The sequence below is a fragment of the Robertmurraya mesotrionivorans genome, from assembly GCF_050971805.1.
GTDB lineage: Bacteria > Bacillota > Bacilli > Bacillales > Cytobacillaceae > Robertmurraya_A.
In genome coordinates this window covers 33,662-53,542 of sequence record NZ_JBPCCH010000002.1, presented here as the reverse complement: position 1 = coordinate 53,542, position 19,881 = coordinate 33,662, and the positions used below count along the sequence as shown (strand labels likewise).

The following is a 19,881-nucleotide window of genomic DNA, read 5'->3' as shown; positions in this document are numbered from 1 at the left end:
TTTTTCTATTGTTTATAACGAGTCTGCAAGCTCGAACCAGTACGTGCAGAGTGTCTCAAGCCCTTTGTCAAAGTTCTCAAGATGGAAATGCTCGTTTGGAGCGTGGAAGTTTTCCGTTGATAAACCAAAGCCCATCAATACGACTGGTAACCCTAATAATTGATCAAAAGCAGCAACGATTGGAATGGATCCACCTCCACGAGTGTAAGAAGTAGGAACCTTGTAAATGGCTTCGTATGCTCTGCCAGCTGCTTGGATGGCTGGATGCTCAAGAGGAGTCACGTACGGATGACCTTGATCAAACAAGGACACATTTACCGTAACCCCCGCAGGTACATTCGCGTAAATATGCTTGGTTAAAAGATCTGCAATTTCAGCTGGATCTTGATTAGGTACCAAACGACAGGTAATTTTCGCTGAGGCCTTAGCAGGAATGACCGTTTTAATGCCATCTCCTTGAAAGCCCCCGTAAATGCCGTTCACTTCTAAAGTAGGTCGTACGTATGTACGTTCTCGGGCGGTAAACCCAGGTTCTCCATGCAGTTCAGAAACTCCTAACTGTTCCTTTAATTCCGCGTCTGTATCACCTAGTGCAGCAAATGCTTCTCTTTCTTCTTGTGTAATCTCTTGAACACTGTCATAAAAGCCATTGACTAACACTTTTCCGTCAGGACTGTGGAAGGAATTCACAATCTCCACAAGGGCATGAATCGAATTTTGTACCGCACCTCCGTAAAGTCCAGAATGAAGATCGCTATTTGCACCAGTTACATCGATCTGAAGTCCACATAAACCGCGTAGCCCATAACAAATCGCAGGCTTTCCAGGCCCTTGCATACCGGTGTCTGAAATCACTATCACATCAGCCGCCAACAGCTCCTTATTCTCTTCAACAAACTGAGGAAGAGTAGGACTTCCAATTTCTTCTTCTCCTTCGATACAAAACTTGAAATTCACAGGTAGGCTACTAGTTGTTCGTAGCATCGCTTCCACTGCTTTTATATGCATAAACACCTGGCCTTTATCATCGCTAGCTCCTCGGGCGTAGATTTTGTTATCACGGATATTGGCTTCAAATGGGGGAGTATCCCAAAGTTCAAGCGGATCTACCGGCTGAACATCATAATGTCCGTATACGAGAACGGTTGGCTTTCCTTCTTGCTTAAGCCAATCACCATACACAACAGGATGGCCCTTTGTTTCATATACTCTGACATTTTCCATACCGGCATCCTCAAGCGCTTTTGCCGTCCATTTTGCGGCTTCTTTCACATCATCTTTATGCTCAGGAAGGGAGCTAATACTTGGTATGGCCAAATACTCGGTAAGCTCTTCTAAATGTTTGCTTCGGTTCGAAGTTAAATATTGAAAAATCTCTTTGTTCATCACTCATTCTCCTTTAATTAAACAGTTCTTATTAGTATTTCGATAGACGAAACGAAAAATCCTTCATAAAAAATCATGGGAATTTTTCATAATATGGGTAGAAAAAATATGGTGAAAGTAGTATAATGGTGTAAAATTACACAAAAAGGAGGATATGACAATGAACTCCATTACAAAAGAGCAAAGGAAACAGATCTTTCGAGAAGAGCTTTATTTGTTAAAAGAAGAGCAGCTTATTTCTCATGCTATCTATGACAAAGTAATCGAAGAGTATCAAATGTACTACCATATAAGCATCCACAAAGAAACGATAAAAGAAATAGAGACGACACCTGTTAACACTGTGGTTGCCAAGCAAGAGAAAAAGAAAGCGGTACGAGAAAAGAAGAAGAAAACCTCTGAGCAATTGCGTGAGAGAAATATCACATGGTTGCTTAACTTAGGAGTCATCTTGTTACTGATTGGTGGTTTGTATGTGGCGACTAGCAACTGGGAGACTATGTCTAGTTGGATGAAGGCTAGTGCCATCGGTCTGGTTGCTTGCTTATTCTACGGGATGGCTTATATATCAAAAAGAATTCTTCATATCAACCAAACAGCCTTTGCTTTTACTGTATTAGGAAGCTTATTTCTACCCATTTTCCTGCTATCCCTTGGCTGGTTTAAGATATTAGGCTCCTATTTCTCTTTTACCGGGGAGGGAAGATACTTTCTAGGAATGCTAAGTGGCTACATACTTGTACCAGTTTATCTTTTTTTAGCTAAAAAGATTTCTTCTCGTTTATTTGTTTGGTTTGCGGGAATTGCTACAACAATTGGTACTGCGTTTTTTCTCACGGCACTTCCTATCCAAAGAGATGGTTTTTATTTCGGAATGATTTTGTACCATGCAGGCTTGTTAGTCGTCCATTTTTATATGAAAAAGAAACCTTCTTTTACGTTGATTACGAAAGAGGTTCTTCCATTTTTCCAAGCCAGCTTAGTACTGACGACGGCTTTTATGCTACTTCTATTTGATAACCCTATTTTCTATGGAATGAATATCATACTCACTGCTGGTTTATATTTATCGATGGTGTTTGTGACTGGCCACAAAAACTATCATTTTGTTTTTACCTTATTTTTGGTTTATGGAGTGTATCAGCTTGTCGAGAACTCGATTCTTCTAAACGTTGGACCGATCATGTATGCATTGGTAGGGTCGTTCTTACTAGGCTTGCCTTTATTTTTAAAGGGAGTCGTCGATTGGAAGAAAATCTTCTCGATGACAAGTGCGGTGGTTTCACTTATTGCATTTGTGTATATATCCGCCAAATCCTTCATCGTCAACTTTGGAGATCCCACTCTGGTGATGATGATTTCTTATGTGATTCTTGCTGGTAATTTTTATTACTTAGCTTATTCTGAAAAAAAGCTGTGGTTTACATATGTAACTTCTAGTTTTTTAGTTGCGGCTTTATTTGAATTGATGATGCTTGTTCATAAGGTTGCCATGTTTGATTCTTTTCTCCCATTGTTTTTTATCGGGTTCATTCTTTTTGTTGTTTTTGGTTTTATGGTACCTTCGTTAATCCGGCAAAGCTCTAGAGATCTTGGAATAGGAGTCATGCTTTTACCACTTCTTCCGTCTTGGCTTATGTATGATTGGTGGGAAACAGGGGTGATGTTTGGGCTATTAGCTCTATGCTTTAACTTTGGAAGAAGAGTGGAGGAACGTTCGATTTATCAGGAAGCGATGGATTGGATCATTCCTATTTGTTATGTGTTATGTACGGCTGCCTTGTTCGAGGAAGGTAAGGAATGGTTCCACTGGAGTAAGGTAGAAGTGGGTCCTGCCCTGAATTTTATCGCAGGAAGCGTCCTTCTTCTCTTGATAGGGAAGACAAAGAAACCGGCCTTTCTTGTGTCACAAGCCTTCTATTTGGTAGGAATTCTTTATTCATTTAGTCAGCCAGTTAATGATTTTATCAGAGTCTTTATTCTCTCTGGTGGAATGGCTGTCTCGTATTTGCTTTATCAACAGACAAAGCAGAAGGCCATCACTTATTACGTGACTCTTTGCTCGCTCATTACCTATATTACTCTTATATATGCGATTCATGAAAGCTCTCGTTTTCCTTTATGGCTAGAAGAGGAGCAATGGGTGATCGGTGGAGCGATTTTGATCGTAGTAAGCTATGTAATACGAAGACACGACTTGGAACTGTCTACTAGTTTCTTATACACAGCTCATGTTTATTTACCAGCAGCCTTGCTATTAACATTCTTTGCCTTTAATAGTGATGGCATATGGAGCTTTGTGATTGCCATTTTGCTGTATGGTGTGAGTGTTAAGCTCGTTAGCAAAGAATGGTTACTAAAAACCCTCCTTTACGGCTGTTATGTAAGTCTATTTATTGCTATCAGTCTATTTCTTACTGAATTGGACTGGAGTGAGTACTCCTTTTTCGTGACAAGTATTCTTTTAGCGATTTGGTGGGGATTTAGCACCAAAGAATGGAAGGAGAGAACAACCTTTTTTCTTGTTCCATTTTCAATGATCGGAATGCTCTCCATGCTAACATCGTATCCTTTTGGGGAATATACGTATCTTTGTCTGATGATTTATGGGGTAGGGCTATTGTTCCTTTTACACCATCAAAAATGGGATTTTCTCGTGTTACTCCCATTGATTGTTATGCTAGCAGGCAGCATTCAACTTTCCTATGTTTCAACCTTACTCGACCCAGAGAGTACAATGGTACTTTTCGCCGGTCTCGGCTTGGGTTCCATTATTGCAGGTAGAAAGCTTTATAAGGGACTATTCGCGTCAAATGCAAAGCTTCCATTTCTCTATTTCGATGCGTATACGGTCACAGCTTTTCTGTACGTTTTATTTCTGTATACCATGGAAGCAGAAGGGATTCTTTTGGAGATCTTGCCTGGCATCCTTATATGTATGTTTTTGTGGATTCAGCAAACGCGGATTAGTACAAAGCTAGCGTGGATTCCAAAATTTTTAGCAGGCGGTTATTTACTAGAGCCATATTATCAAGTACTGGATCAACTCACGGTCCCTGCCTTGTTCGAGAGGGAGTTATATGTTTTACCATTCATCGCACTTGGAATTTATCTGGGGCGATGTTTGAAGGGGGCATACGTCACACTTCTTCAAAGAACTCAATGGGGAATTTTGATCGGAGTCGCTTTATTACTCGTTCAAGATGGTTTACAGAGCAATACCGTGTATGATGCGATTATCGTTGGAACACTTTCACTTCTTTCAATATTGGCTGGAACGATGCTTAGAATCAAATCGTATTTCTTCGTAGGCTCAGGTGTCCTATTACTTAATGTCGTCTTACAAACAAGACCATATTGGGGAAATCTCCCATGGTGGGTATACTTGTTACTAGCCGGATCCTTGTTAATTTCTGTGGCTAGCTATAACGAATGGAATAAACAAAAGCGGTCAAAAGGGGAGACACCAAAGCTAGAAGAGATCAGAAAGAAGGTTCTGTTGCGACTAAAGACGTGGAAATAAAATTGTAATGTTTGTTTTTTCTACTAGAGTAGTGATATGATATAAACTGATTTTACATAAGAAGGAGATGTTCTCACAATGGCTAAAAAAGGATACATAACAATGGAAAATGGGGAAAAAATTGAATTCGATTTATTCCCGAACGAAGCACCTGGTACAGTTGAAAACTTTGAAAAATTAGCTAAAGAAGGATTCTACGATGGAGTTACTTTCCACCGTGTTATCCCTGGCTTTGTAAGCCAAGGTGGAGACCCAACTGGAACTGGAGCAGGCGGCCCTGGTTATTCTATTAAATGTGAAACAGTAGGAAACCCTCACAAGCATGAAGAAGGAAGCCTTTCTATGGCACATGCTGGAAAAGATACAGGCGGAAGCCAATTCTTTATCGTTCACGAGCCACAACCACACTTAAACGGAGTTCATACTGTTTTCGGTAAAGTAACTTCAGGAATGAGCACAGTGAAAGCAATGAGAAACGGCGACACAATGAAAGAAGTTCGCGTATTTGACGCTGAATAATACAAAGAAAGAGTCCATGTTGGGCTCTTTTTTTGTTTATAGAGAGCTGTATGTAGATGAGAGGGAAGAGTAACGAAAAGGGGAAAGACGTTGGCTCCTTGGATTCTGCTACAAAAATAATCTTCATTTGCACGGATAAACTTCATTTGCTCCAACTTTTCGGCTTCTAATGAGCTTCATCGGAGCGCTGAACTTCATTTCCTCCGTTTTTCCGGCGTCTAATGATCTTCATAAGGGCGATGAACTTCATTTGCTAGAACTTTTCCGCTTCTAATAATCTTCATAAACACGATTAAACTTACCCGAACATGCAACTTTCCAACGAATGACCCCCAACCCTAATTCATATATTGGTACAAGCGTGCAAAAAGGGAGGGGAGGACCATTCGTTTTTTAAAGAATTTTAAAGAGTTCGCAACGAGGGGAACTGTCGTTGAGATGGCGATTGGGGTCATTGTTGGAACAGCGTTTGTTAAAATGGTGGACTCGTTTGTTAAGGATATTATTACACCGCCGCTTGGCCTTATTTTAGGGAGAGTCAACTTCACAAACATGTACTTCTCCCTGACAGGACAAACCTACACGACTTTAGCTGAAGCGAAAGAAGCAGGGGCGATTACGATTAACTATGGAGTATTTATCGGAACCATTATTGATTTTGCAATTATTTCATTCGCTACTTATTTTGTCCTTTTGCAGATAGGCCGTTTAAAAAATGCACCTGTTGTTAGCATCCCAGTTAAGGAATGTCCATTCTGTTTATCTAATATTCCAGCTAAGGCAGTACGGTGTCCACAGTGTACCTCTCAACTAACAATAGGTGGGGAAGATGAGTTCGGGGAACAGGACAATGATACCCGAGTAAAGATTCATTTTCGACAAAATAAAAAGCGCTTGAGTTAAACATTCTCAAGTGCTTTTCAACGTTACCAAAGCAATTCATAAAGGCGGCTATTAAATAAATTCGTATCAATCTGACATTGTGGTGCATCGCGGCCATATTGCCAGCCCCATACATTGGCCTTACACGGCGGCTTTTTTGGACGGAAGTTAGGAGCACTTCTTGCTCTGGTCGGGCCAGGTTCGGGCTCTGCACTCCACAAAATGAGCTGATTAGCCACTTTATTATCTTTAGCAACAGCGGCACAATACGCTTTGTTAAACTCTCCATGAACTGGATCGTGGTATAAGCCAGCTTTGTAGCCGCTCGGGTACATCGCGTCGACAAAGCCTCTAATCCATTCCTCATCCACTTTAAAAAACTTCTCTATATTGCCAAACACCACTTTTCCTTTTGGGATACTTAATCGTCTTGCATGATAAATTGCATTTTGTGCAACAACTTTTCCTTCCCGGTATCCAACCGCTTCACGAAAATTACTTAATATCGGTAACAGCTTAATGCCTCTATTACGAATAAAACGTACTTCTTCTCTCGTGAGTCCAGCTACTTTTCCAGGAATGGGTGCTAAATATCTTCCCCAATAGGATGGCTTCCCAAATCCCTTTTCCACACAACTATACAGGTCCTCCGTTACTTCTGCAGCAGAGTCTACACCCCAATAATAAGCCAATGGCCATTCTCCCTTCAACTTATGTTAACTTTAGATTATATCGGGAGAATCTTGTCCTCATTCCAAAAAAAGCGTGATTACCTAGGATGATTCCAAGTAATCACGCGATGTTTATTTATGAGCTTGGCACTAATAATATAGCGCTCAGGTGCATTGCCTAAAAAATAGAAGGGGTAACAGGTTGTCACCGTCAAAGTTGCCCTTGACTTTGGCGTCATAACCGTATGATCGTCCGCTTTTACAATGCGTATACGATAGATTTTATAGGTGAAAGTTCCTTCTGTTGTTGTAACGACCAGTTCATCGTCTTCCTTCAGATGACGCAAGCCTCTAAATACGGTGTCTCGATGACCTGAAAGAATCGTATTATTTTCTTCACCCGGCAAAGCACTTCGAATATAATGACCGACTCCGTTACGCAAGACTTCTTTTCCGGTACCCTCATAAATAGGAAACTCTTGCTCTAATCGAGGAATATACAGTTCACCAAATTTCTCACCGATAGATGGTTTCACTTCATACAGTGGCCACTGTTTATCAGAAGGAGCTTCTGTCAATTTAACCGAAGAAGGGGGCTCCATTTTAATCTGTTGGACGGAAAGGATTCCTTGTAAATAATAATACGTGTTAACAGCAGCAAGACTAACCCCTACGAGGAGCAAGCCTACTGCTAGCATTTTTATCTTCATTAATTATTTTATTGTCGAGATTGTTTTCTTTCGTATCAAGAATAGACCTAGGCCAGAGAAGGCGAGAATGAGACCAAGAAGGATTCCCGTTCCATAAAAGCTTGCTGTATCAGGAAGCTGTGCCACTAGTTCCCCGACATCTGCAACCTTTTCAAAAGCACTCAAAACAAAATCTCCTGAAAGCATGGCGTTTGTTAGCTCAACATCTGCGAGCAACTCGCCACTTGTACTATGCAATTGTACAAGAAGAGCGTCACTTGTAAATTCATTCGCCTGTAATAGCTCTTCATATGATATAGCTGTTTGCGCTCCAGTAGAATCGACTAAATAGAAGGTAGGGACTAACTGCATGGCGTCCAACATCTTAGCAAACAGGGAAGAGAGCTCCTCTTTTTCAGAATCTGTAAACTCTGAATCAGAAGCCATCATTATTTCCTCAATTCTTGTATCGATGGCCACCATTTGTAGCTGCATTTCATCCGAATCGATTTTCTCGAGGTGTGCAAACAGTTGATCAGCTTCTCCCTCTGTGATGCCAATCGACGCTAGAAATTCCTCTAGATCCTTTAAGACAGAGAGGTGATTTAAATAAAAATCAACTGCATCTGCTAATTCTTGCTCGGACTCATGTTCCTCAACCGTTGTACCATATTCGGCCAAAATTACATCAAGTTCTTCTCTGGATAAATCGTAGTCTGCTAATATTTCATTAACCTCCGTATCCGTCACAGCAGCATGGGCAATCAGAATGCCCAATTGCGAAAAAATAAGACCGAAGAAGATAAGCGCTATTACTTTTCTCACTATACTAATCCTCCATTTCGAAAGTATCGATAATGGTATTGTTTGTAAATTTATGAAAAAACATACTCGCTTTTCCTAATGAATGTTATTGTTTGCTATTATTGGAATAAAAAAAGAGCACCTCCTGTAAAGAGGTACTCAAGTTTGTATCATTTGGCTGCCTTACGCGAAAGCTCCGATAAAAAGTCTGCCAACCAAACAAGCAATAAATAACAAAGAATAATCAATGTAATGTCTGAATAATGAAAATAACTCATGCTAAGCTTAAACTGCTGACCAAGCCCTCCTGCACCAACAAAACCTACAACAATCGTTGTTCTCATGATCACTTCCCAACGATAGAGGATAAAGCTTAAAAACTTCGGAAGAACGGAGGGAAGAACACCATATAACAAGATTTGTGCTTGACTGGCTCCTGAAGAGGAAAGATGTCGAATGGGTCTTTCATCAAGATCCTCAATGACCTCTGCACATAGCTTTCCAAGTATACCAAAGTTATGAAGGGCTAGTGCAACAGCCCCCGGAAGGATACCTGGCTGAAAAATAAAGATAATCATCATGGCCCAAATCAGTTCTGGTACCGCTCTACTCAAAACATAGGAAGCTCGAATGAGAAGGAAAGATACCCAATGAAAAGGGGAACGACTCATCGTAAGTTTTCCATTTGCAACGTTACGGGCAGCAGGGACAACCGTGATCAGCATGACAATTGATGCTATACCTATAGCAATAATACTCATCATCAGCGTATCATAAGACAGCTGCAGGATATAAAGCCAGCTCTGAACCGAAAAAAAGGAAGGAGACTCTTCACCAATCCCAAGTAAGCTTAGGAAGAACTTTTTCGCATACTGACCATTCTCGTCTGTAAACAAAGTGAAAAAAGAGGCATGCTCGACTGTATACAAATACATCCAAGATCCAACCACTAATGTAAAGGATAAGAAAAATGATAGCAGGGAAACGCGTGACGAGCGTTTCTCTATACGAGAACGCCATTGACTGCTCCACCCGTCTATGACGATCACAATGGCCATCAAAAATAATACAAAGGTCCAAACTTCTTCGTAATTTAAATCATCCAATGAAAGCTGGATCTGATACCCGAGTCCACCTAAACCAACAAAGCTCATTACCGCAGAGGAACGAACCGCACATTCAAAACGGTACATTGTATAAGAAATCATATTTGCTTTTACAAGCGGAAAGTAGCCGTAAAATAACAGCTGCCACTTAGATGCACCTGTTGACTGTAAGGATTGAATCGGTTCATTTTTTACATCTGACAGCATATCAGCGAAGATTCGCCCTAGAATTCCTCCATAAGGAATCGCGATAGCCAAAATAGCAGAGTAAGGTGTTAAACCGAAAGCAGATACAAACAGCAACGCCCAAACCAGCTCATGAATAGCACGAAGGAATCCAAGAAATGATCGAAAAATGCTTTTACTCAACGAAGAGAAAGGCTTCAGAGAGCTTTGTAATACACCTGAAGCCAGAACCCCAAAAACAACTGCAATGACGATTGCAATTGTCATTCCAGCCACCGCATAGGTAATCGTCACCCAAGCAGAATCAAGAGCGAGAAGAAGAATGTCAAGAGAAAGATCAGGGTGTACCATCGCCTCAATAATCTGGAGGAAGGTTGCACCTCCACCGGGGTGAAGAAGAGGATCCTTCCAATCAATCACACGTAAGCTCCATAAAAACACAAGAACTAAAATAAAAGTGAGAAGATTTTTTTGTTGAAATCGAAGACTCTGTTTCATTCCATCGTCTCCCTCAGTTTGTATAACTCTTTTAGGTGACGATCCGTTAATTGGTCAACAGGAAGATCGAAAACCATTCCACCTTCTCTTAGTCCAATGACTCTAGTAAAGTATTTTTTTGCATAATCGACGGAATGAAGACTAGTTATCAGTGTTTGTTTTTCTTCTTGAACAAGCTTTGTTAATATGTCTAACACATCTTCCGCTCGAGCAGGATCGAGAGACGCCACAGGTTCATCTGCTAAAATAATTTCAGGCCGTTGCACGAGCAATCTGGCTAATGCAACACGTTGCTGCTCACCACCAGACAATGAACCGGTTTGCTCAAGAATTTTGTGACTCAATCCTACTCGTGAAAGTGCTTGTTCTGCAATTTCCTTCTCTTGAGGAATCACTAGCGAAAGAACAGATTTGAATAAACTCCAGTCCGCAAGTTTCCCAGCTAAGACGTTATGTACGACAGGGAGAGCATTCACTAAATCGAACTGCTGACGAATGACTCCAATTTTTTTGGCACGTACTTTGCGATTACGATAAAAGGAGGGAGGTTGCCCATCAATCATTAATGTTCCCGTTCCACTGACATTTGACAAAGATAGCACATTTAAAAGCGTGCTTTTTCCAGCACCACTCGGGCCAATTAAGGCAATTCGTTCACCCTTTTTAATGAATAAAGAAAGGGAAGATAAGGCTATCTTCCCGTCAAAAGAGACTGATACATCTTTTAATTCGATGATGTTTTGACTGGTCTCCACATCTACACCTCTATTTAATAATACCGATTTGTTTTGCCACTTTTTCAATGGCTTCGTAGTTTTCATTTTTTGTTTCGATAAACTTATCCGTTTGGAAAAGGTCCAAAATCGTTTGTTGTTCACTACCCATAGAAAGAAGGGCATCTGTTATTTTTTGCTTTACGTCGGAATCGTATCCTTCAAGTGTATTAATTGTCCAGTGATAATCATAGTAAGCAGGGGTCGTATAAAATACATCCACCTTGCTCGTGTCGACTTTTCCTTCTGCTACTGCTGCTTCCCAAACTGCTTCGTTTAGTGCACCCGTTTGATAAGCACCTGATTCTACTAGCTTATAAGTTTTGTCGTGAGAACCTGAATAAGATGGTTTGCCGTTAAGATCTTGGTCGGCATCAATGCCTTCTTCCATTAAATAATAGCGAGGCATCAAATGTCCAGAAGTTGAGCTTTCGCTACCAAAAGTAAAGCTTTTTCCTTTTAAATCACTCAACGATGTTAATCCAAGTTCTTTTTGAGCGATAAAAACGGAGTGGAATTCTTCATCACGAGGTCTTTGGGCAATGGCTTCCGCGTCAGGAACCAAACTTCTTGCTTGAACACCCGTTAAGCCACCAAACCAAGCCAGTTGGATTTCTCCTCGCTCAAATGCAGTTACTAACGCTGCATAGTCTACGGATGGTACATATTCAACCTCTAATCCAGTCTCAGCAGAAAGATAGTCTGCCACTTCGCCCATGCTACGACTTAAAACCGAAACATCTTGGTCAGGAATCGCACCAATTTTTAGGGTTTGTTTTGTTGTTTCTTCTTTTTCAGAGGTTTCTTGGTTCTCCTCCGCACAACCGCTTAAAAGACCAAGCAGTAAGACAAACGCAAAAAAAGATACTAATCTTTTCATTTTTAGTTCCCCCAAATCATTAATAAATATTTATGTAGAATAACAATCCTCTTAAGAAGAGGATTGTTATTTTTTATTTAATTGCTTTGAGACCAAGCTTCTACATCCCAAACCTTTGTCACCCAATCTTCGTAAAAGTCGGGTTCGTGGCAAACAAGGACAACGGTTCCTTTGTAGGCTTTTAGAGCACGCTTAAGTTCTTCTTTCGCAACAACATCTAAGTGATTGGTAGGCTCATCGAATAAAATCCAGTTACTTTCTTCCATTAATAGCTTACATAAGCGAACCTTTGCTTGCTCGCCACCACTCAGTTGACTTAACGGACGAGAAATATGCTCATTTTTTAATCCGCAACGAGCAAGTGCTGCACGGACCTGATGTTGATCCAAAGAAGGGAAGGCATTCCACACATCATCAATAGGAGTAATGTCTCCGGCCTTTACTTCTTGTTCAAAGTAAGAAGGGTAGAGGAAATCTCCTCTTTCGATTTTCCCGCTAATCGGATCAATTTTTCCAAGCATCGTTTTAAGAAGGGTAGATTTCCCAACCCCATTGCAGCCGACGATGGCAATTTTTTCTCCTCTTTCAATGGTAACCGACATTTTTGGAAGAAGAGGCTGTGAATATCCAATCTCGAAATCCTCGCCCATAAATACGTATCTTGAGCTTCCACGAGCTTCCTTGAAATCAAAGGTTGGCTTGAGTGCAGTCTCTGGTCGATCGATTCTTTCCATACGATCAAGCTGCTTTTGACGACTTTTTGCACGCCCAGTTGTTGAATAACGCGCTTTATTCTTCGCAATAAAGTCTTCTTGCTTTTTAATAAATTCCTTTTGCTTTTCGTATGCATTAATATGTTGATTCTTATTAATCTCCGCGAGCTCTAAGAACTTTTCATACGTTGCTGTGTAACGATTCATTTTTGAAAACTCAAGGTGGAAGATGACGTTTGATACTTCGTTCATAAACTCTGTATCATGCGAAATTAACATAAACGCATATGGATATTCCTTTAAATAGCTAGTCAACCAGCGGATGTGCTCTACATCCAAATAGTTCGTAGGCTCGTCTAAAAGAAGAACCTGCGGCTTTTCTAATAAAAGCTTTGCTAGCAATACTTTTGTACGCTGTCCACCACTAAGCGCAGCAACATCACGATCAAGACCAATCGCATCAAGCCCAAGACCTCTTGCTGCATCTTCAATTTTAATATCAATGGAGTAAAAGTCACCGGCATCTAGTCTGTCTTGAATTTCTCCCATTTTTTCAAGTAGAACTTCAAGCTCTTCAGGAGAGGCATCCGCCATTTGAGCAGTTACTTCATTTAATTGCTGCTCCTGTTCAAATAATGGAAGGAACGCATCACTAAGCACATCACGAATCGTTCTACCTGCTGTTAAAATCGTATGCTGATCCAAATACCCGTAATGTACATGAGGAGTCCACTCCACACGACCTGAATCATGGATTAATTGCTTTGTAATGATATTCATTAACGTAGATTTGCCGACACCATTTGCACCGACTAATCCAACATGATCTTCGTTTAATAAACGGAAAGAGACATCCTTAAATAGAGTTCTATCTCCAAATGTATGACTTAAATTATCAACTGTAAGTAACATTTTTACCCTCACCTTATCAAGTAATCATAAAAAACCTCATTTTCTAATCATACTAAAATTTTCAGTGTTACACTACTGATTTATTGTAATAGGAATACTTTATCAATTCCGCGCATGTAACTCATGCGAAATTTGTCCACGCACTATGCACAACGTATTAAAATATGCTAAAGTAATAACTATAAAAACCTTTATTTTTCAACGTTTTAACTACATAACAACTGTCTTTTTCCAGTGGACAGTTGTTTATTCCGAAACAACATTGCAAGGGGGATGAATGGAATGTCAAGTAAGAAATTAGCCAAGTTTTTAACTGAAAATCTCGAAGATTTAAAGGGGAAGGGTCTTTATAACGTCATCGATCCACTAGAAAGCGCAAACGGTCCAATGATTACAATTAACGGAAAAGAGCTTGTGAATCTCTCCTCCAATAACTATCTGGGACTTGCAACCGATTCTCGGTTAAAGGAAGCGGCAACAGAAGCCATCCAACAGTTTGGAGTAGGAGCGGGTGCTGTACGAACAATCAATGGAACGTTAAAGCTTCACTTAGAACTTGAGGAGAAATTAGCTCAATTTAAGCAAACAGAAGCCGCCATTGCCTACCAATCAGGCTTTAATTGTAATATGGCTGCTATCTCAGGGATTATGGATAAAAACGATGCAATTCTATCTGATGAATTAAACCATGCTTCCATTATCGATGGCTGCCGCTTATCACGAGCAAAAATCATTCGTTACAATCATTCAGACATGAATGATCTTCGTGCAAAGGCAAAGGAAGCAACAGAGTCAGGACTTTACAATAAAGTAATGGTGATTACGGACGGGGTATTTTCCATGGACGGTGATATTGCCAAGCTTCCTGAAATCGTTCAAATTGCAGAAGAGTTTGATTTAATTACGTACGTAGATGATGCGCACGGTTCTGGTGTACTTGGAAAGGGTGCAGGAACGGTTAAGCACTTCGGATTATCCGACAAAGTAGATCTACAAATCGGAACATTATCAAAAGCCATTGGAGTGGTCGGAGGATATGTCGCAGGGAAACAAGATTTAATTGACTGGTTGAAGGTTCGCAGTAGACCGTTTTTATTCTCCACCTCCTTAACTCCGGCTGATGTGGCTGCAAGTATTCGTGCCATCGAGTTGTTAACGGAAAACTCGGAACTGAACGAAAAGCTTTGGGAAAATGCGAATTATTTAAAAGCAGGCCTTGTCAAATTAGGCTTTAATATCGGCGACAGTGAAACACCAATTACTCCATGCATCATTGGTGAGGAAGTAAAAACTCAAAGGTTTAGCAAGCGCCTTTATGAAGAGGGTGTGTACGCCAAATCGATTGTCTTCCCAACCGTACCAAGAGGGACTGGAAGGGTAAGAAATATGCCTTCTGCAGCTCATACTAAGGAGATGCTTGACACAGCACTTGTCATTTATGAAAGAGTTGGAAAAGAGTTAGGAATCATCACAGAGTAAGCATAATTGGAGGAGAAACATGAAACGCATTTTGATAACGGGGGCATTAGGGCAAATCGGTTCAGAGCTAACTGTTAAATTAAGAGAATTATACGGTGCTGACAATGTGGTGGCGACAGATATTCGTAAAAATGAAAGCGAAGCAGCTTTAAGTGGACCATTTGAAGTTGTGGATGTGACAGACGGAGCTAGAATGCTTGATGTTGCGAAGAAGTACAAAACAGATACCGTTATTCATATGGCCGCACTTCTTTCAGCGACAGCAGAAGCAAATCCTGTGTTTGCTTGGAATTTAAATATGGGTGGCTTAATGAATGCTTTAGAAACAGCTCGCGAGACCAAAAGTCAGTTTTTCACTCCGAGCTCAATTGGAGCTTTTGGTCCAACGACTCCGAAAGTAAATACCCCTCAAGACACCATACACCGTCCAACCACGATGTATGGGGTAAATAAGGTCGCAGGTGAGCTGCTTTCTGATTATTACTATCATCGCTACGGAGTTGATACGAGAGGTCTCCGTTTCCCTGGATTAATTTCCTACGTAACAGCACCAGGTGGAGGGACGACTGATTACGCAGTAGAAATCTATTACAAGGCTCTTAAGTTTGGACAGTATACCTCCTATATCAAAGAAGGAACGTACATGGATATGATGTACATGCCGGATGCTTTAACTGCTATTGTTGATCTAATGGAGGCGGATCCATCCCAACTTGTCCATCGAAATTCCTTTAATGTGACAGCTATGAGCTTTGCACCAGAAGAAATTGCGGCTGAAATTAAAAAGCATATTCCACATTTCACGATGAAATACGATGTAGACCCAATTCGACAAGGGATTGCTGACAGCTGGCCGGATTCGATTGATTGTACCGCTGCCAAGGAAGAATGGGGATTTAAGGTGGACTTTAATTTAGAGACGATGACCATCGACATGCTGGATAAATTAAGAAAAAAAATGATATAGAGCGGGGAAGGGGCTAACCATGATGTTAGCCCCCTTTTTTATCTATTATGGCAATACACACCTAATACATCTTTCACGGTGTTAGCATCATTAGTTTGAATATAGTAGTGATCTCCATCTAACTGTCCAGAAAATTCTTTGATTCCTTGCTGCTTTAAAAAGTCATCCACATCCTCAATCGAATCAGATTGATTTATTAACGTCTTATATCCAACAAAATCGTTATTTACATAGATTTCATAACGATCATCCTGTAACTTTCCATCAGCAAAATCTGCAGAAGGGAGGAAATTTCCTCCAACTATTTGCGACTGTATATTTGAATCTGTCATAGCAGCTCCCCCAATCTTATCTGTTTAAACGTAGCATCTCCGTCTTTCCTTATGTTATCGATGGTAGTTATAAACAAAAAAGCAGTGAAGGTAGATTCACTGCTTTTTCAAGACTATTTTACATAAATAAGTTTGTCTTTCTTTTCAACTACTTGACCAATGATAGTATATCGGGAATCAAGTGAGGCATACTTTTCCGCATCTTCCAATGAAAGGGCAATCAAAAGTCCACCCGATGTAATTGCATCACAAAGGACAAGCTGTTGCTGTATGCTTATGTCAGTTCCATACTCAATATCTTTTTCAAGCCATTTGTGATTGGACTTAGAACCTCCTGGAACAATTCCTTGCTCAGCCAGCTCATATGTACCATTAAGAACTGGTACTCGGTCTAAATCAATCTCAAAACTAACATCACTTCCACGAGCTATCTCACTCGCATGACCAAGTAAGCCAAATCCTGTCACATCTGTTACGGCATGAGGAGTGAAATCCTTCAATCGTTCACAAGCCTGTTTGTTCAACTCCGCCATAAGCAGGGTGACCGTTTCCTCTTGTTCCCTTGTTACAACAGCCCGCTTAATTCCTGTAGTCATAATGCCAACACCAATCGGTTTCGTCAAGACAAGCACATCACCAGGCTTTGCACCAATGTTTTTCCAAATTTTATTCGGTTCAACGATACCAGTCACTGAAAGTCCAAATTTAGGCTCTTGATCATCAATGGAGTGACCTCCGATCGTTAAGGCACCAGCCTCAACTACCTTATCACTCGCACCTTTTAAGATCTCAGATAAAATTTCAGCTCCCAGCTTTTTGACAGGGTAACCAACAATATTTAATGCCGTTTTCGGTGTTCCACCCATGGCGTACACGTCACTCAACGCATTAGCTGCTGCAATTTGACCAAACATATATGGGTCATCAACAATTGGTGTAAAATAATCAATTGTTTGAATGATGGCTAAAGAATCGGTTAACTGGTACACCCCTGCATCGTCAGACGTTTCGTGTCCCACTAATAGTTCAGATGTTCTTTTTTGTTCAGGTAAAAGGCGCAAAACTTGCGCTAAGTCCTCAGGACCAATTTTACAGCCTCAACCAGCCTTTGTAGAAAGGGAAGTTAGTCGTACTTTTTCTAACTCGCTCATCATCACTCACCTCCAAGAAATAGTATACAACCTATACGGAGGAAAATCACTTTTTTGGTAGTTTCTTGACACGACATTTAAGGAATTTCATGACCTTGCGAAAACTAGTAACTCTGTAATAAAATAGTATTATCACAAAGAAATGAAAGTTTTGTGAAATCTTTCTGCTGAAAATGGAGGAAGCTACGATGTCTTTTGAGGTAAAAGTTGAATTTTGCATGATGTGAAACTACGCACCAAAAGCCGCGAGTTTCGCGGAAGACCTGTTTAATCATTTCCGTATGGACATTACGAAACTAGAGCTCATACCTGCTTCAGGTGGGGTATTCGAAGTTACGGTAAATGGAGAAAAGATGTATTCTAAAGCTGAAACGGGTGTATTTCCAAAAAGCCCAGACATTATCGCAAAAATGGAAAGCTAAATAGAGCAACAAAGCCGTCTTGTACAAGACGGCTTTTCATTTTTATAAAAAGAGAGGCTACCCCTTTATCTCTATTAGACGGTCTACCGGCACTAATGTTTTTTCCTTATCAATAGAAATCTCTAGTAATTGATCGATTTGGTACGCACCAACCTCATGTTCTCTCACATCAAATGGCCAATCCACCTTTCTTGATCGAATCTTTCCGCCACAATTGACAGAAATAATAACGGTATTCTCCTGAAGCGCAACGGTTGTTTCAGTGGATTGTTCAGGAATATCTGCTTCGATAATAAACTGAGTCCCTGATTCGAATATATCAAAGCGAAAGGCAGTTTCGTCCAAAAAGGTTGTAAGCGGGTCCAAAAATAAGGCTTCTAACCATTTGTCGATCGACTGGGAGTCAGAATTCTTTTTTGAAGATGTCATCGCTGTGTTCCTCTCATGTATTTGATAACTGTTATTATCGTATGAGAATTTTTTCTATCGGTGAAACATGTTATACTAAACAGGCAAAATAAGGGCTGGAGGGTTACTTTTGAAAGAGTTTGTACGATATATACCACCGATTCACGAGCTTCAAAAAGACGCTCGTTTTACTACACTCACACAAACATACGGAATGGATACAATCGAAATGAGTACTATTTTAAAAAATGTCGTCAGTACCATTCGCGAGCAATTACTATCTGGTTTCTGGGAAGGGGAATTACCGGGATCCCAACCATTTATAGATGAGCTCTTTCAAAAAATAGAATATGAATTAAAACAAGCTTATCAATATACGATTAAAAGGGTCATTAATGCCACTGGAACCATTTTACATACAAATCTTGGCAGAGCACGCCTCAGCCAAAACGCTATGGATCATGTCATTCAAACCGCCCAAAACTACTCTAACCTCGAATATAAGTTAGCAGAAGGGAAAAGGGGCTCTAGACATGCCCATGTAGAAGAGCTTATTAAACGATTAACTGGTGCAGAAGCGGCAATGGTCGTTAATAACAACGCAGCTGCGGTTTTTCTCATTTTGCGTGCGCTAGCATTTCAAAAAGAAGTAATAGTATCAAGAGGACAACTGGTTGAAATAGGAGGTTCCTTCCGTATTTCTTCTATTATGGAAGAGAGTGGGGCAAAGCTCGTAGAAGTAGGAACGACAAACAAAACCCATTTGTATGATTTTGAAAAAGCTATTAGTGAAGACACAGCGATGATTATGAAGGTACATACAAGTAATTTTAAAGTGATTGGATTTACAAAGTCAGTTGAAACATCCGATTTGGTGGATTTAGCAAATAGTCATAAGTCTGTTATTTTTTACGAGGATTTAGGTAGCGGTGCACTATACGACTATAGTCAGCATGGAATAGGGGAAGAACCCGTTGTTTCTGATGTTCTTAACCAAGGGGTAGACATTGTCTCTTTTAGTGGGGATAAGCTGCTTGGTGGACCACAAGCAGGGTTAATTGCTGGTAAAAAGATATTAATCGATCAATTGAAAAAACATCAACTTGCTCGTGTGCTGCGTGTAGATAAGATGACACTAGCAGCCCTTGAGGGGACTTTACTTGATTATAGTAAAGGGAAAGAAGCGATTCAAACCATTCCAGTAGTACGAGATTTACTTGCCACAAAAAAAGAGTTACAATTACGAACCAATCAGTTTATCGACCGGCTAACACAACAATCAAGCGGCTATACAGTGACAGGCAAGGAGGCAACTAGCCAAGTAGGGGGAGGAACGATGCCTGACGTGGAGCTACCTACTGTAGTTGTTCATATCAAAAGTGAGTCCATGTCCGCAGAAACACTAGCTTACTGTCTACGAACCGAAAATACCCCTCCTATTGTGGCACGTATTCAAAAGGAAGTACTGTTACTGGATTTACGAACGGTGACAGTAGAAGAAGAAGATATTATTATCGATGCGCTAGTTTCCATAGATAGGATGATATCAAAAGAGCTGTAGGGAGTAACCTACAGCTCTT

17 protein-coding genes and 1 pseudogene are annotated in these 19,881 nt (G+C 40.5%); 7 read left to right on the top strand and 11 right to left on the bottom strand.

Annotation, left to right across the window (positions count from 1 at the left end; all coding sequences use genetic code 11):
• Window positions 1-12 precede the first annotated feature (12 nt).
• Window positions 13-1,386, bottom strand: coding sequence for a dipeptidase (locus ACRX5O_RS04390; protein ID WP_433904807.1), 1,374 nt, complete (start codon window positions 1,384-1,386; stop codon window positions 13-15).
• Between the two features lie 160 nt (window positions 1,387-1,546).
• On the opposite strand from ACRX5O_RS04390, the gene ACRX5O_RS04385 reads away from it, so the two are divergent.
• From ACRX5O_RS04385 to mscL, 3 genes are all read left to right on the top strand, one after another.
• Window positions 1,547-4,909 (top strand): hypothetical protein, encoded by a 3,363-nt coding sequence (locus ACRX5O_RS04385; protein WP_433904806.1) that lies wholly within the window; start codon window positions 1,547-1,549, stop codon window positions 4,907-4,909.
• Window positions 4,910-4,987: 78 nt separating this feature from the next.
• Window positions 4,988-5,428 carry a peptidylprolyl isomerase gene (locus ACRX5O_RS04380; RefSeq protein ID WP_066049283.1) on the top strand — a complete coding sequence of 147 codons (441 nt, stop codon included), beginning with the start codon at window positions 4,988-4,990 and terminating at the stop codon, window positions 5,426-5,428.
• A 345-nt stretch (window positions 5,429-5,773) separates the two neighbouring features.
• Window positions 5,774-6,331 (top strand): large conductance mechanosensitive channel protein MscL, encoded by a 558-nt coding sequence (gene mscL / locus ACRX5O_RS04375; RefSeq protein ID WP_433905191.1) that lies wholly within the window; start codon window positions 5,774-5,776, stop codon window positions 6,329-6,331.
• Between the two features lie 23 nt (window positions 6,332-6,354).
• On the opposite strand, the gene ACRX5O_RS04370 is transcribed toward mscL, so the two are convergent.
• The 7 genes from ACRX5O_RS04370 to ACRX5O_RS04340 all read right to left on the bottom strand — a co-directional run bounded on the left by ACRX5O_RS04370 (window position 6,355) and on the right by ACRX5O_RS04340 (window position 13,542).
• A complete protein-coding gene (locus ACRX5O_RS04370; RefSeq protein WP_433904805.1) occupies window positions 6,355-7,002 on the bottom strand; it encodes a glycoside hydrolase family 25 domain-containing protein in 648 nt (215 codons plus the stop codon).
• A gap of 77 nt (window positions 7,003-7,079) precedes the next feature.
• Entirely contained in the window at window positions 7,080-7,679 is a 600-nt protein-coding gene (locus tag ACRX5O_RS04365) for a class D sortase (protein WP_433904804.1), read from the bottom strand.
• Window positions 7,680-7,694: 15 nt separating this feature from the next.
• Complete coding sequence (locus ACRX5O_RS04360; protein ID WP_433904803.1) at window positions 7,695-8,495, bottom strand: processed acidic surface protein; 801 nt, start codon at window positions 8,493-8,495, stop codon at window positions 7,695-7,697.
• 149 nt (window positions 8,496-8,644) lie between these two features.
• Window positions 8,645-10,264 (bottom strand): PhnE/PtxC family ABC transporter permease, encoded by a 1,620-nt coding sequence (locus ACRX5O_RS04355; RefSeq protein WP_433904802.1) that lies wholly within the window; start codon window positions 10,262-10,264, stop codon window positions 8,645-8,647.
• Window positions 10,261-11,019, bottom strand: a complete 759-nt coding sequence (locus ACRX5O_RS04350; RefSeq protein ID WP_433904801.1) for a phosphonate ABC transporter ATP-binding protein — start codon at window positions 11,017-11,019, stop codon at window positions 10,261-10,263. The genes ACRX5O_RS04355 and ACRX5O_RS04350 overlap by 4 nt, the downstream gene beginning before the upstream one ends.
• Window positions 11,020-11,029: 10 nt before the next feature.
• A complete protein-coding gene (locus ACRX5O_RS04345; protein ID WP_433904800.1) occupies window positions 11,030-11,917 on the bottom strand; it encodes a putative selenate ABC transporter substrate-binding protein in 888 nt (295 codons plus the stop codon).
• 77 nt (window positions 11,918-11,994) lie between these two features.
• Window positions 11,995-13,542 carry an ABC-F family ATP-binding cassette domain-containing protein gene (locus ACRX5O_RS04340; protein WP_433904799.1) on the bottom strand — a complete coding sequence of 516 codons (1,548 nt, stop codon included), beginning with the start codon at window positions 13,540-13,542 and terminating at the stop codon, window positions 11,995-11,997.
• 282 nt (window positions 13,543-13,824) lie between these two features.
• On the opposite strand from ACRX5O_RS04340, the gene ACRX5O_RS04335 reads away from it, so the two are divergent.
• Window positions 13,825-15,021, top strand: coding sequence for a glycine C-acetyltransferase (locus ACRX5O_RS04335; protein WP_433904798.1), 1,197 nt, complete (start codon window positions 13,825-13,827; stop codon window positions 15,019-15,021).
• Window positions 15,022-15,040: 19 nt separating this feature from the next.
• Window positions 15,041-15,988 carry an L-threonine 3-dehydrogenase gene (locus ACRX5O_RS04330; protein WP_433904797.1) on the top strand — a complete coding sequence of 316 codons (948 nt, stop codon included), beginning with the start codon at window positions 15,041-15,043 and terminating at the stop codon, window positions 15,986-15,988.
• A gap of 38 nt (window positions 15,989-16,026) precedes the next feature.
• Here ACRX5O_RS04330 and ACRX5O_RS04325 read toward each other — a convergent pair whose 3' ends face one another.
• Together ACRX5O_RS04325 and selD are read right to left on the bottom strand one after the other, a co-directional pair.
• On the bottom strand, window positions 16,027-16,320 hold the full coding sequence (locus ACRX5O_RS04325) for a hypothetical protein (protein ID WP_433904796.1): 294 nt from the start codon (window positions 16,318-16,320) through the stop codon (window positions 16,027-16,029).
• A 113-nt stretch (window positions 16,321-16,433) separates the two neighbouring features.
• On the bottom strand, window positions 16,434-17,471 hold the full coding sequence (gene selD, locus ACRX5O_RS04320; RefSeq protein ID WP_433905190.1) for a selenide, water dikinase SelD: 1,038 nt from the start codon (window positions 17,469-17,471) through the stop codon (window positions 16,434-16,436).
• A 239-nt stretch (window positions 17,472-17,710) separates the two neighbouring features.
• Between selD and ACRX5O_RS04315 the strand changes: the two are divergent.
• Window positions 17,711-17,893 (top strand): annotated as a pseudogene (locus tag ACRX5O_RS04315) (Rdx family protein); the annotation flags it as partial.
• A 57-nt stretch (window positions 17,894-17,950) separates the two neighbouring features.
• On the opposite strand, the gene ACRX5O_RS04310 reads toward ACRX5O_RS04315, so the two are convergent.
• Window positions 17,951-18,322, bottom strand: a complete 372-nt coding sequence (locus ACRX5O_RS04310; protein WP_433904795.1) for an Hsp20/alpha crystallin family protein — start codon at window positions 18,320-18,322, stop codon at window positions 17,951-17,953.
• Between the two features lie 109 nt (window positions 18,323-18,431).
• On the opposite strand from ACRX5O_RS04310, the gene selA reads away from it, so the two are divergent.
• The gene (gene selA, locus ACRX5O_RS04305; RefSeq protein ID WP_433904794.1) at window positions 18,432-19,862 is read left to right on the top strand and encodes an L-seryl-tRNA(Sec) selenium transferase; all 1,431 of its coding nucleotides are present in this window, start codon (window positions 18,432-18,434) and stop codon (window positions 19,860-19,862) included.
• Window positions 19,863-19,881: the final 19 nt, after the last annotated feature.